This is a genomic window from Hominisplanchenecus faecis, assembly GCF_020687205.1.
In the GTDB taxonomy this organism is placed as follows: domain Bacteria; phylum Bacillota; class Clostridia; order Lachnospirales; family Lachnospiraceae; genus Hominisplanchenecus; species Hominisplanchenecus faecis.
In genome coordinates this window covers 49,424-63,528 of record NZ_JAJEQE010000001.1, presented here as the reverse complement: position 1 = coordinate 63,528, position 14,105 = coordinate 49,424, and the positions used below count along the sequence as shown (strand labels likewise).

Sequence of the window (14,105 nt, the reverse complement as noted above, 5' to 3'; positions counted from 1 at the left end):
AAGGAGTAATTGTGATGGCGGATAAAAACACAGCCAATATTGGTTTTGAGAAACAAATCTGGGACGCAGCCTGCGTTCTTCGCGGAAATATGGATGCATCAGAATATAAGAACGTTGTACTGGGACTTATTTTCCTGAAGTACATATCAGATCGATTTGATGACAAATATCAGGAGCTTCTGGAAGAGGGCGATGGCTTCGAAGAAGACATTGATGAATATACTTCGGAAGGAATCTTCTTTGTACCGGCAGGAGCCAGATGGAATGAGATTGCAGCAAAGGCCCATACTCCGGAGATTGGAACGGTCATTGATGATGCCATGCGTGCCATTGAGAAAGAGAATAAGAGATTAAAGGATATCCTTCCGAAGAACTTTGCACGCCCGGAGCTGGATAAGCGAAGATTAGGCGATGTCGTAGATCTCTTTACCAACATTCAGATGATTGAACACGGCAGTGAAAAAGATATTCTTGGACGTACTTATGAGTATTGTCTTTCTATGTTCGCAGAGCAGGAGGGTAAGCGTGGTGGAGAATTCTTCACACCATCCTGTGTGGTACGAACTCTTGTAGAGGTACTGAAACCGTTCAAGGGTCGAGTATACGATCCTTGCTGCGGTTCTGGAGGCATGTTCGTTCAGTCTGCGCGTTTCGTTGAGAATCATAGTGGTAATATCAGCAACATTTCCATCTACGGTCAGGATTCTAATCCGACAACGTGGAAGATGGCACAGATGAATCTTGCAATTCGTGGAATTGAACCGGATCTGGGAAATTACTCTGCGGATACATTTTTAGATGATCGCCATCCGACGCTTCGAGCAGATTACATCATGGCAAATCCTCCATTCAATTTGTCTGATTGGGGTGCTGATAAATTAAAGGATGATGTACGTTGGCAGTATGGTATGCCGCCTGCAGGAAATGCAAACTTTGCATGGCTTCAGCATATGATTTATCATTTAGCACCTGCTGGTAGAATTGGTATGGTACTTGCTAATGGATCCCTTTCTTCACAGAGTGGTGGTGAGGGAGAAATTAGAAAAAACATCATCAATGCAGACTTGGTGGAGTGTATTATTGCAATGCCGACACAGTTGTTTTATACAACTCAGATTCCTGTATCATTATGGTTCCTGAATAAGCAGAAAAAGCAATCAGGAAAGACACTGTTCATTGATGCTCGTAAGATGGGAACAATGGTAAGTCGTAAGCTCCGTGAACTGACAGAAGAGGATATAGCTAAAATAGCAGATACTTACAGTGCATTTGTTGATGGAACATTAGAAGCGGTAAAGGGATTTTGTTCTGTAACCGATACAGAAGAAATTGCAAACCAGGATTATATTTTAACACCGGGGCGTTATGTTGGCATTGAAGAGCAGGAAGATGATGGAGAGCCATTCGAGAAAAAGATGGAACGATTAACGTCAGAACTATCTGAAATGTTCAGAAAATCGCATGAGCTGGAAGATGAAATACGAAGAAAGTTGGGGGCAATTGGGTATGAAGTCTGATGTAAAGAAAGCTTTTAAGGATCCTCTTCATCCATTGGATACCGAGAGTCAAACATTTGGCTGTAGGGCAAATAATCCTAATATTTGTAAAAATTATATGCTGGATACGGTATGTGCGTTTTGTCGGGAAGATCATATTTGTATGATACCTTCTCGTTCTTGGAAGAAGCAGTATATTAAGTTAAAGGGGAAAGAAAATGATGGAGACTAAGACTATAAGGGAACTTTGTGATATTGTTGTAGACTGTCCGCACTCTACCCCTAAATGGACTACATCTGGAAAAATTGTGATTCGAAATAATAATATTAAAAAAGGTAGAATTGATTTCTCTTCGCCTTCGTATACAGATGATGAACATTTTAATTTGAGAGTGAAAAGAGCAATACCTAGGTCTGGAGATATTATCATTACAAGAGAAGCTCCAATGGGAGAGGTTGGAATGATCCCAGAGAGAATAGAGTGTTGCTTAGGCCAGCGGATGGTTCTTTTAAGGACAAATCCAGACATATGCGATAATTATTATCTATTGTACAGTCTTCAGTCCAAGTTTGTTCAGCATCAAATTTCATGGAGTGAAGGAACAGGAACTACAGTAAGTAATTTACGTATTCCTCATCTAGAACAGCTAAAAATTCCATATGTTCCACTCAAAAAGCAGAGGTTAGTTGCATCTGTTTTAAAGAGCATTGAAGAAAAAATTATATTAAATGAGCAAATAAACAATAATTTAGCAGCTTAGATATCCACATCGGAGACATCGATTTCTCCGGACATCAGCTTTGGCAGGAGTGTATCTCTAAGATTTGCCAATCTGCGGTTTTCTGCTTCCAATGCTTCCTGTTCTTTGAACAACGGCAGACAAAAGTCATTAAAAAGTCGAATGGATGCATAATCTGGAATTACCACCGGAACGGATTTCATTCCAGAACCGGAAATTTCTTTAAAAGTAGATCCGGATGCCATATTTTCAATTGTTGGAAGCAATTGCTTCAATAAGAAATATACGAATGCGGTTCCAATGTTCTCATTAGGAACAACTGATTTGAAGCCCTGGTTAGTCGTCACCTCATTTTGAGCAATAGCAATGTAGCCGATGGGTGCACGAGAACTGAAGAGAACTGTTCCTTTTGGCATCTTAGTTGCACTACTCTTGGAAAATCCAAGCTCGGAAATATCTATCTCTCCATGAGAAATATATTTCGACTTATCATTTGATAAATCTTTTGGAGTAATCCATGCGATTCCATGGTCAGTATAGTACTCTGTCTTGGATTTAGAAGGAGTTCCACCCGCAACAATTGATCCAATATCAGACAGAGTTCCTTCAGCCCACAAAGGATCAGCGTTTGTGACGAATAGCTCATTAAAATATGCCTGAGCTTGTTGCTCTAAATTATTGTTTTACACAGAACCCATAATCTTCGTAGGTGGCGGAGGTTAATACTGGGAACCCACCCATAGTTGTTCTCTAAAAGAAAAGGAGAACAACTATGAATCAAGATGTTATTAAAGATGTTGTCCAGGAGATGTTGCCATTTCTTGACAATGCGCAAGCAGAAAAATTGAAAGCTACATTAACTTCTGTGCTTGCAAAATACGCAGGAAATATAGAGACTACAGGAGATAAAGACTATGTTGAGCTGTTTCTGGCCGCGAAGCGAATAGAGGGGTGTTCCGAGAAGTCACTCAAATATTACGAGAAGACGATATGTGCAATGCTAGATAAGCTTGACAAGGATGCAAACCATATTACAACAGATGATATCCGCTCCTATTTAACTGTATACCAAGAGGAACGGGGATCCAGTAAGGTGACAATCGATAATATCCGTAGAATTTTGTCTAGTTTCTTCACATGGCTTGAGGATGAAGATTACATTTTAAAAAGTCCTGTACGTCGTATTCATAAGGTTAAGACAGTAACCAATGTAAAAGAAACGTACTCTGATGAAGAACTAGAAATGATGCGTGATAACTGCGATGAGATCCGTGATTTAGCGATGATTGATTTGCTTGCATCTACCGGAATGCGTGTAGGAGAAATGGTATTGCTAAATCGATCAGATATTGATTTCCACGAAAGAGAATGCGTTGTTTTTGGTAAAGGCAGTAAAGAGCGAGTAGTCTATTTTGATGCACGGACTAAGATTCATTTGCAGAATTATTTGGCTAGCAGAAAGGATGATAATCCAGCACTGTTTGTCTCATTACGAGAGCCAAATGAACGTCTGAAGATTGGCGGAGTGGAAACTAGGTTGAGAGAATTTGGTAGGAAGCTTGGAATGATAAAAGTACATCCGCATAAATTTCGACGAACATTAGCCACAATGGCAATAGATAAAGGGATGCCGATTGAACAACTACAACAGCTATTAGGACATAGAAAGATAGATACAACTTTGCAATATGCAATGGTAAAACAGAGCAATGTAAAAATTGCACATAGAAAATTTATCGGGTAGGTGAGAATGTGAATAAAACAATGAAAACTTTAATTAATGAATTTTTAGATGGGTCGATTGAAGGAATAACTGGATCGAGTAGTTCACCAGGAAATCTCAAGATAAAAGGTGACCAGCTTATTCATTTTAGTACACCTATATTCGAGCGAATGGAAAATTATTACATATTGAACATGACGAGATATTCAATACAAACTGGTAGATTGCAAAAATTAATAATGGAATTAGTGCCAGAAAAAAATATAGTGGTTGTTCTTAAAGTTCCGATGGATTACCATGGCAGCTTGAAGAATTATATGTCGGAGGCGTAAATACTATGGAATACATAAGCTTAGATAAGATTGCGGTATTTAAGCAAGGCAAACAAGTGCCAATAGATAAGCAATCGTTAGTAAAAAAGGATAATATGGTGCGTTTTGTGCGGATTGTAGATTATACGAATACAAGCGAATCGCCAAGATATATTGAAGACTTCGGAGAACGGTATTGGGTGGATAAATCGGATATTGTTATGATCAGATATGGATCTCAAACTGCTGGCACAATAGTGAGGGGGATACCGGGAATAATCGCTAATAATATGTTTCAAGTTGATGTGCAGGACCAGCGGTTCAACGTTGATTTTATGTTTTATTATTTGTCTTCATCTGAAATTAAACATATGTTAATGAACGGGCAGAGTTCATCGACTATGCCTGCGATAACATTCGGAATGATGAAACAGATTATGGTTCCGATATTTTCGCTTGAAGACCAAAATAGGGTGGCTTCAATTCTTCAACAAATAGAAAATAAGATCAATTTGAATACAAAAATAAACAATAATTTACTTCAGCAAGCGTCATCGATTTTCAAAGCCTGGTTCATTGATCCTGACATTTCAGAACATGAAGATTGGCAGATGGTAACCTTGGAAGATATTACTTCCTTAGTAACCCGCGGAATAGCCCCAAAATACAGTGATGAATCGGACCAAATTGTTATAAATCAAAAATGTATCCGAGATCATATGCTCGATTTATCCCCGGCAAGAAAACATCTTCCTAAAAAGATTAATGAAAAGTGGTTAAAGAAGGGAGATTTCCTTATTAATTCCACAGGTCAAGGTACGCTTGGTCGTGCTGCACAAATTTGGTTTGATCCAGTGAATATGACTGTAGATTCTCATGTGACAATTGTAAGGCCGAAGAATGAAAAATTAATTTATTACATCGGCATATGGGGAATTCTACACGAACGAGAAATTGAATCTCTTCACACCGGAAGTACTGGACAGACCGAATTACCACGAGATAGAGTAAAAGGCCTTGAACTGCTATTGCCGGATGAAAATGCACTGGATCAATTTAACTCTGTCGTAAAGCCAATCACAGAATTCATAATCTCAAATCAGAATGAAAACATTCGGCTTGCGGACTTAAGAGATTCTTTGCTTCCAAAACTAATGTCAGGTGAAATCGATGTCTCCGACATTAATTTCTAAGCCGCTAAATTATTGTTTAAAACTATACAACCTATATAAATCACTAGAGAAACAGGAGGTAGAACATGCCTATTTTATTTACAGAAGATACATATGAACAGGCAATCATAGAACTGTTTGAAAATATGGGCTATGATCACCTCTACGCACCAGATTTGGACAGAGATTATTCCAGTCCACTTTTAGATGCTGTTTTGCGGGACAGCCTGGTACGTATTAACCGTGATCTGCCTGTAGAAGCCATCGATGAGGCTTTGTTAAAATTAAAAACATTTGATACGGGAAGCTTACTGCAAAAAAATATTATCTTTATGGATTATCTGCAGAATGGTATCACGGTTAAGCTTTTTGTGAAAGGAGAAGAACAGTCTTCGATAGTCCGGCTGATTGATTATGAGAATGAGAAAAAGAATTCGTTTTACGTCGTGAATCAGTTTACATTCTTGGAGAACGGAAATAACCGTAGACCGGATGTGATACTTTTTATCAATGGACTTCCACTGGTACTGATGGAGCTAAAGAGTCCATCTAAAGATGAAGTAGGGGCAGAGAATGCATATAATCAGATCCGTAACTATATGAAGGATATCCCTTCAATCTTTTATTACAATGCAATTTGTGTTATTAGTGATCTTTCCACAAATAAGGCTGGTACCATTACTTCTGGCTTGGATAGGTTTATGGAATGGAAGACCAAGGACGGAGATTACGAAGACACAGCATATGCGCAGTTTGACACCTTCTATGAAGGCATGTTTCAGAAGAAGCGTTTACTGGATATATTAAAGAATTTCATTCTTTTCTCTGGATCCGGTACTGGAAGATTCAAAGTTTTAGCAGGATATCATCAATACTTTGCCGTGCGTAAAGCAATAGAAAAAGCAAAAGTGGCAACAAAAACGGATGGAAAGGGTGGCGTATTTTGGCATACCCAGGGATCTGGAAAGTCGCTTTCTATGGTGTTTTATGCTCATTTGCTTCAGGAGGCACTGGATAGTCCTACCCTGGTAGTGATGACGGATCGTATTGATTTGGATGATCAGCTCTATTTGCAGTTTTCGCAGTGTGCGGATTTTCTTCGTCAGACGCCGGTGCAGGCAGAGAGTAAGGAGCACCTGAAATCATTATTGGATGGCAGAACGGCGAATGGAATTATCTTTACAACCATGTTCAAATTTGAGCGTGGGGAAAGGCCTCTTTCTGAGCGTAGAAATATTGTAGTCATGGCGGACGAAGCACACCGTGGCCAATATGGTTTTGATGAAAGAATTGTTATTTCAGAAAATGAAGCCGGAGAGAAGGAAGCACGTACGGTTATAGGTAATGCACGAATTATTCATGATGCATTGGCGAATGCAACATTTATTGGTTTTACCGGAACTCCAATTTCTGCAAAAGATCGAAACACCAGAGAGGTATTTGGTGATTATATTGATGTGTATGACATGACTCAGGCTGTGGAAGACGGAGCTACAAGACCGGTATATTATGAGAGTCGGGTTGTACATCTGAAGCTGGATGAGAATACGCTTGCACTGATTGATTCTACCTATGATGTTCTGGAGCTGCAGTCAGATAAAGAAACCATCGAGAAAAGTAAAAAGATGCTGGGCCAGATGGAGAGTGTTCTTGGCGCGCAATCTACCATTGAATCTTTGTGCGATGATATTGTTAATCACTATGAAAAATACAGGGCCAATCTGCTGACCGGAAAAGCAATGATAGTTGCCTATTCCAGACCGATTGCTATGAAGATTTATCGGCACATCCTGGAGATTCGTCCGAATTGGAAGGAAAAGATCGGCGTTGTAATGACAAGTGGCAATAATGATCCAGAAGATTGGAAGGAGATCATTGGCACAAAGTCGCATAAGGAAGAGCTGGCCAGAAAGTTCAAAGACAATAATGATCCGATGAAGATCGCCATTGTTGTAGATATGTGGCTCACCGGTTTCGACGTTCCATCTCTTGCAACAATGTATGTTTATAAGCCAATGCATGGATATAATCTGATGCAGGCAATTGCCCGGGTAAACAGAGTATTTAAGGATAAAGAAGGCGGATTGATTGTAGATTATGTGGGGATTGCTTCTGCACTGAAAGCTGCAATGAAGGAATATACGAAACGTGATCAGTCCAGATATGGTGATATGAATATTGCCAAAGTAGCATATCCGAAATTCCAGGAAAAACTGCAAGTATGTAAGGATTTATTATATGGTTTTGATTTCAGTGGATTTATCAGTGGTTCTCCTCTAACCATGGCAAAATTGATCAGCGGAGGCGTTAACTTTGTACTCGACGCAAAAGCTCCGGACAGAAAAGATCTGTTCTTAAAAGAGGCTATGCTGTTAAAGCAGTCACATTCTCTGTGCTCGAGTATGACAACTGAAAGAGAACGTCACGAAGCGGCCTATATGGAGGCAGTTCGTTCCACTGTTATTAAAATTACATATGGCGGTACAGGCGGTAAGAGTCTGTCACTGAAAGAAATAAACGAGCAGATCAATAACCTTTTGAAATCGGCAGTACAGAGTGAAGGTGTGATCAGCTTATTTGACAGCAGCAAAACAGGTGGCGAAAACTTTAGTCTGTTTGATCCTGCAGTTCTGGATGAGATCTCCAGAATGAAGGAAAAGAATATTGCAGTGGAAATTCTCAAAAAACTTATGGCTGAACAGGTGTCATTGTATAGAAGAACAAATGTGGTTCAGTCCCAGAAGTTTTCAGAGAAAATTGCTCAGTTAATGAATTCTTATTATAATGGCCTTATTACGAATGAAGAAGTAATAAAGGAACTTTTAAAAACCGCTGAGGAGATTACGAACTTATATAAAAATGGTAAGAAACTTGGATTGTCTCAGGAAGAATTAGCCTTTTATGATGCCCTTACTAAGCCAGAGCATATAAAGGATTTTTATCAGAATGATGAATTGATTGCGCTTACTAAAGAATTAACGGAAATGCTTCGAAAGAATCGTACCATCGACTGGCAGAAGAAAGAAACAGCTAGGGCATCTATGAGAAAGATGGTTAAGAGATTACTCAAAAAGTATAAGTATCCGCCAGAAGATTATGATTTTGCAATTAGCACTGTAATCAGCCAGTGTGAGCTGTGGACAGATAATGAGCCAAGTGTTCATAGTGATATGAAATAAATTAGGGAGGATCCGCTGATGTATTATGACAAGTTAAATTCAGAAGAACAAGTGTCCTACCTCATCAAACCGATTCTTGAAGTTCTTCAAGCGGCTGGCGGACAGTTAGAGCGTTCTGAAATTAGAAATAGGATTAGCGAGTTGGATGAGCATATAGCTGAATTTGAACAGAAATTGTATACCTCCAACAAGACAGGAAATCAGTACAAGAAGTTTGATTTCAAATTTAATTTTGCCATTAAAGAGCTAGGATATGTTGGGCTTATTTCTTATGTGAAATATAATCCGGTGATTACACTTACACAGGAAGGCGCGAATATAGATCTTTCGAACTTTGATGTAAAAACAGAAGTAAGAGATAAGGCTCGTACCTATTGGGAAGAACATTCTTCAAAAAACAAGGTAAAAAGTAAAATGGCTGCAATATCGGACGTAGAAGAAGATGAGGATAGCGAATCTTCAGAGGATAAGTTGCTGGATGACTTCAAGGTAAAATTGCAGAGTGCGATTGCGAATATGTCACCGGCAAAATTTGAGCAGTTTTCTAGAGCTCTTCTCACAAAGATGGGAGTTCAGTTTACGAATAAGGGAGTCCAGATTTCTAATGATGGTGGTATTGATGGCTATGGATATCACATCGATGATGATGATTTTAGAACGACAAGGGTGGTCATCCAGTGTAAAAGGTTCAATGCAAATCCTGTAAGCGAGCCGGATATCAATCAGTTCCTTGGAGCTATGAATAAATTTCAAGCGGATTACGGTGTTTTTATTACAAATAGCCGATTTACTAATAAAGCACGTGAGGCAGCAAGAGAAGGTACTCCGATTACACTTATTGATGGAAATGATCTTGTTAGGCTGGTCATCAAGTACGAACTGTTTATTACACCGGTTACTACATATGTGATGGAAGATTTCTATACGGAAGAATAGGATTTCATTAATTTGAAAATGAAAGACATTAAATATACGGAAGGAGAAGATGATTTTATCATCAAATTAAAATGCAGAAAGTTTTTTTATCTCATAGCAGTGCGGACAAAGAATCGTATGTTCGAATTGTTGCAAAGAAATTGATAAATAACATTGGTGAAGAAAATGTAATATTAGATGAGATTACATTCCAACAGGCTCGAAAAACTATAGAAGAAATTGATAAAGGCCTAAATGAAACAGATTTATTTGTTTTGTTTATATCAGAAACTTCTCTTGAATCGGAATGGGTGCAAGAAGAAATATTCAAAGTAGAGGAACTTTGGAATAAAAAAAGACTAAATCAGATTTGCCCAATCATAATTAGTGAAAAAATAACATATGATAATCCCAAAATACCTGATTGGTTAAGGGAGAATTATAATTTGCAATATGTAAGTCGACCGACGAAAGCAGAACAAATAATCGAGCAAAGAATGATTGAGTTATCATTTGAAAAGCATCCTCGATTAAAAGAAAGAAATGAGATTTTTGTAGGAAGAAACGATCTAATAGGGTTGTTTGAAGAAAGAATGGATGATTTTGAAAAAAGTAAACCAGTGTGTATGGTTGCTTCAGGTATCAAAAGTGTTGGAAGAAGAACGCTATTAAAGCACTGCATTTATAAGAGCAATATTAAAAAGAATAGTTATCCATTTCCAGAAATTTCATTAAATTATGCGGAGAGTGTCGAGGATTTTATATTAAAAATATATGATCTTGGATTTGAAGATGATCTGGACATAAAAGGTTTAATGACAAAACCACTTGCTGAAAAAATATCATTAGCGGCAGATTTATTGGCAACTATCCAGAGATTGTCTGATATTATATTTATCGATGACAACGGATGCATTATTAATCAAGATGGAGAATTTGCAGAATGGTTTTCTAAAACAATTGAGAGTGAAAAGATTAAAGATAAATTTTCTGTATGCATTATTTCACGTTATCGATTAAGGACTTTTTCGGGGGAAATATCTTACAGTACAAAAGAAAAAATAGCTCACTATGAAGTGTCTGAATTAAATAAAAAAGAAAGAGATGGCTTGCTTTCTAGATATTTAAAATTTGAGAATATAGAATTAGAAATAAATGATATGCGGCTGATTTCTGGTTTGCTGTCAGGATATCCAGAGCAGGTTTTTTTTGCTGTACAACTGATAAAAGAAAAAGGGATCGAGTATTTAAGAAAAAGCACATTTGAAATTGTAGAGTATAATAATAAAAAAGCAAGCATACTATTAAAGGATATGGAAAGCGATGTGGAGAAAATTTCATTTTTGGCATTGTTATCAGGATTTGATTATATAAGTCTTAAATTTGTAAATGAAATTGTTGAAGGGGATCCTAAATATATACATTATATTGATGAATTTATTTCAAAGTCTATTTGTGAATATGTTGGTGTTCTTAAAGAGTATATTAGAGTTAATGAAACGATAAAGGATTACGTGACTAGAAATAATTATCAAATAAAAGATCAGCATAGAGCTAACATGGACAAGAACCTTAATAAATTTTTAGATAGAATGTCTATGAGTGAATATGATGTTCCAGAATACTTATTCTCTTTGAAAGAGTCATTGCTCCGAGGAAAAGCAATTGATGAAAGTTATTTGATCCCTTCCTTGTATTTAAAGTCTATGATAGAGTTATACAATAATAGAAAAAATAAGGAAGTTATTAACTTCGCATATAAGGCGTTAGAAAAAGAGGAATTTACCGATCCTCGAATAGCTTTTGAAATACGATATTTGTTGTGTTCTGCATTAGCGAAATTAAGGGATAATCGTTTTAAAGATGAAGTACAGAAAATATCTGGTCCGAATTATTATTTTTTGTATGGATTTTATTATCGTCAGATTGGAAGGTTTGATAAGGCTCTTGAGATGCTTGATAAAAGTATGGAGAGAAGAAATAATTTTTCAAAAGCAAAGAGAGAAAAGGTACAGGTATACATTGGTATGCAGGAGTTTCAGTCTGCCAAGGACTTAGCAAAAGAAAATTATTATAATTATATGGATAATCCATACCATATTCAGGCGTATTTTTCTTGTTTGATAAAATCAGAAAAAAGTAAAGAAAACCGAGAAATACTAAACCAACTTATAGATGGATTGAAAAAGATAAATACTGATGTTGCAAAAGAAATGACGCTAAGATGTCGGGCTCAGGTTGAAGCATTTTATGATGGAAACGAGGAAGAAGCGCTTTCGCTAATAGGACAAGCAATAGAGATGAATCCTAACATTCATTATGCAAGAATTGTAAAATTTGATATATGTGAGCGATTTGACATGCTTGATGATATGCGCCAGATTATAAAGTTTTTCGAACAGCCAGAATACAAAAATAAATACCATAATAATATAATTAGCTTTAAAGCAATTTTATTAGCAAAAGAAGGACAAATCGATGAAGCAGTAGATTACTTTCGTGGTAATATACGGGATTATACGGAGGATGCAAAAGATAAATTTATAGTAAAATTGGAAAGATATAAAGAGGAATAATTTAATTTCTTAACATATCAGTCCATATATTTTTTCTATATGGCACCAATAACAATATCTATAATGTCATCAAAAGCAATGCTGATGTCGTCTTCCAGGTGGAGACGTTCATCATAAGTATCGATTTTTACAGCAGGGGTGGTGAGGGTCTGATAGGATCCAACGTCTTTTGTTTTATCTGGAAGAAAGTAGGTTACCGTTACCAACGGCTGCTCTTTTATGTGTGCTTCGATCTGGCGAAGCTGGTCATTGATGACCTGTTTTATCTCGTCTGTTAGTTCTATTCTAGCATCTGTGAGACGGGAAACCTCATGGATCCGGCCACCGAAGCCAGTTAGGGCATCGAAAGGTGCAAACTGCGCAGCACGATTATGGATGGACATGGCAGGGTGTTTGGAATCAAAAGGACGATCCAGATTGATGATTTGATCATATTTTCCCATAACTACCTCCTATGCTTTGTGGCCACCGACCTGCCCATTTCTGGTGATCATAGTTGTGCCTTCTATCATGTTCATTCCTTTGAGAACGATGTTCTTTCCATACTTTTGCTGGAGACTAAGAATTGCCTTCTGGCGTTTTTTCTCTTTCTCCAGTCTTTCATTTTCTTTTCTACGTTGTTCTTCCAGGGCAGCGTAGTCTGTAAATAAATCCAATTGCTCAAATTCATAAGTATCCTGGACTTTTGATTCTTGGATGACCTTTCCAGCCGTAATTGAGATCCGGCGGATCAGGAGATCAGGATTGACAATTCGGTCGAATAATTCGATAGCAGCCTCTGTGATCATCATAGTAGATGCTGTCTGTCGGGAAAGATTTATAGTGCCATGTGCATGGATTGGAACCTTCCTGCCATAATGATCCAGAGAAACTTTCCCTTTGTACTTGCTGGCAATCGCAGGATCCGTGAGACTTTCCCTGTCGTATCCGATGGTCAGAACAAGTTGATCCGTTGCCAGATGTTTTTTGGCGAGGTCCAAGGAGAGATCGTCTGCCATTTCCTTGGTAACCAGGCGAGCCTTCTCGCAGGTGTATGCGGTAGGAAGAACCTGGCCGGATCCGAGACTTTTTCGTTCAGCGCCATATTCTTTGATGGCTTGCATGGTGCATGGCTCATAGCCCCACGCATGATCGATAAGAAGTTCTGCGTTGACTCCGAAGAGCTTATGCAGATGATCCCGTCCGTATTCCGATGTAGAGTAGAGCGCGACATCTCCCATGGTGTGAAGGCTTAGCGCCTGTAACTTTCTGGTATAACCATTTCCTACTCTCCAGAAATCGGTGAGAGGGCGGTGATCCCATAAGAGTTCCCGGTAGCTGTGCTCATTAAGCTCTGCGATGTGCACGCCGTCTTTATCGGCAGGGATATGCTTGGCCACGATATCCATGGCTACTTTACACAGGTACAGGTTGGTTCCAATACCAGCAGTAGCAGTAATGCCGGTTTGATCCAGAACATCATGAATCATCTTCATAGCCAGTTCATGGGCGGTAAGTTTGTAGGTCTGCAGATAATCGGTGACATCCATAAAGACCTCATCGATGGAATACACATGAATGTCCTCGGCAGCAATGTATTTCAGATAGATACCGTAGATCCGGGAGCTCCATTCCATGTAGTGTGCCATTTGTGGAGGAGCCACCACGTAGTCCAATTCCCATTCCGGGTGCTCCTGCAGTTCTGGAGCGAACACAGACTTTCCGGTGAATTGTCGTCTGGGAGCATTGCGTCTGCGATCCGCATTGACTTCATTCACCCGTTGTATGACCTCAAAGAGCCTGGCTCTTCCGGAAACACCATGTGCTTTTAAGGATGGAGATACAGCTAGGCAGATGGTTTTCTCGGTGCGGCTTTTGTCAGCCACGACCAGATTAGTGGTAAGCGGATCGTACCCACGTTTCACGCATTCTACAGAAGCGTAAAAAGATTTCAGATCAATTGCGATATAGATACGATTTTTCTTGTCTGCCATAACGGTTCCTCCTTCCTCTT

At 38.5% G+C, this 14,105-nt stretch carries 12 protein-coding genes; 9 read left to right on the top strand and 3 right to left on the bottom strand.

All coding sequences use genetic code 11. The features are described from left to right. Nucleotides 1-14 precede the first annotated feature (14 nt). The 3 genes from LKD42_RS00340 to LKD42_RS00330 are packed head-to-tail and all read left to right on the top strand — an operon-like array spanning nucleotide 15 to nucleotide 2,257. The gene (locus LKD42_RS00340; protein ID WP_248834500.1) at nucleotides 15-1,517 is read left to right on the top strand and encodes a class I SAM-dependent DNA methyltransferase; all 1,503 of its coding nucleotides are present in this window, start codon (nucleotides 15-17) and stop codon (nucleotides 1,515-1,517) included. Continuing rightward, complete coding sequence (locus LKD42_RS00335) at nucleotides 1,474-1,728, top strand: hypothetical protein (RefSeq protein WP_248834499.1); 255 nt, start codon at nucleotides 1,474-1,476, stop codon at nucleotides 1,726-1,728. The genes LKD42_RS00340 and LKD42_RS00335 overlap by 44 nt, the downstream gene beginning before the upstream one ends. After that, the gene (locus LKD42_RS00330) at nucleotides 1,715-2,257 is read left to right on the top strand and encodes a restriction endonuclease subunit S (protein WP_248834498.1); all 543 of its coding nucleotides are present in this window, start codon (nucleotides 1,715-1,717) and stop codon (nucleotides 2,255-2,257) included. The genes LKD42_RS00335 and LKD42_RS00330 overlap by 14 nt, the downstream gene beginning before the upstream one ends. Here the strand turns inward: LKD42_RS00330 and LKD42_RS00325 are convergent. After that, nucleotides 2,254-2,853, bottom strand: coding sequence for a restriction endonuclease subunit S (locus LKD42_RS00325; RefSeq protein WP_248834497.1), 600 nt, complete (start codon nucleotides 2,851-2,853; stop codon nucleotides 2,254-2,256). The two genes, LKD42_RS00330 and LKD42_RS00325, sit on opposite strands and share 4 nt — an antisense overlap. A 155-nt stretch (nucleotides 2,854-3,008) precedes the next feature. Here LKD42_RS00325 and xerA point away from each other — a divergent pair, with 155 nt between their 5' ends. From xerA to LKD42_RS00295, 6 genes are all read left to right on the top strand, one after another. Then, entirely contained in the window at nucleotides 3,009-3,980 is a 972-nt protein-coding gene (gene xerA / locus LKD42_RS00320; protein ID WP_248834496.1) for a site-specific tyrosine recombinase/integron integrase, read from the top strand. A gap of 8 nt (nucleotides 3,981-3,988) precedes the next feature. Further along, nucleotides 3,989-4,291 (top strand): hypothetical protein, encoded by a 303-nt coding sequence (locus LKD42_RS00315; protein ID WP_248834495.1) that lies wholly within the window; start codon nucleotides 3,989-3,991, stop codon nucleotides 4,289-4,291. 5 nt (nucleotides 4,292-4,296) lie between these two features. Further along, a complete protein-coding gene (locus LKD42_RS00310) occupies nucleotides 4,297-5,463 on the top strand; it encodes a restriction endonuclease subunit S (protein ID WP_248834494.1) in 1,167 nt (388 codons plus the stop codon). Between the two features lie 65 nt (nucleotides 5,464-5,528). Then, a complete protein-coding gene (locus LKD42_RS00305) occupies nucleotides 5,529-8,621 on the top strand; it encodes a type I restriction endonuclease subunit R (RefSeq protein ID WP_248834493.1) in 3,093 nt (1,030 codons plus the stop codon). Nucleotides 8,622-8,639: 18 nt separating this feature from the next. Next, nucleotides 8,640-9,557, top strand: a complete 918-nt coding sequence (locus LKD42_RS00300; protein WP_248834492.1) for a restriction endonuclease — start codon at nucleotides 8,640-8,642, stop codon at nucleotides 9,555-9,557. A 71-nt stretch (nucleotides 9,558-9,628) separates the two neighbouring features. After that, entirely contained in the window at nucleotides 9,629-12,112 is a 2,484-nt protein-coding gene (locus LKD42_RS00295) for a toll/interleukin-1 receptor domain-containing protein (RefSeq protein ID WP_248834491.1), read from the top strand. A gap of 35 nt (nucleotides 12,113-12,147) precedes the next feature. Here LKD42_RS00295 and LKD42_RS00290 read toward each other — a convergent pair whose 3' ends face one another. Together LKD42_RS00290 and LKD42_RS00285 are read right to left on the bottom strand one after the other, a co-directional pair. Then, nucleotides 12,148-12,555, bottom strand: coding sequence for a YolD-like family protein (locus LKD42_RS00290; RefSeq protein WP_248834490.1), 408 nt, complete (start codon nucleotides 12,553-12,555; stop codon nucleotides 12,148-12,150). Nucleotides 12,556-12,564: 9 nt separating this feature from the next. After that, complete coding sequence (locus LKD42_RS00285; RefSeq protein WP_248834489.1) at nucleotides 12,565-14,085, bottom strand: Y-family DNA polymerase; 1,521 nt, start codon at nucleotides 14,083-14,085, stop codon at nucleotides 12,565-12,567. Between the last annotated feature and the right edge of the window lie 20 nt (nucleotides 14,086-14,105).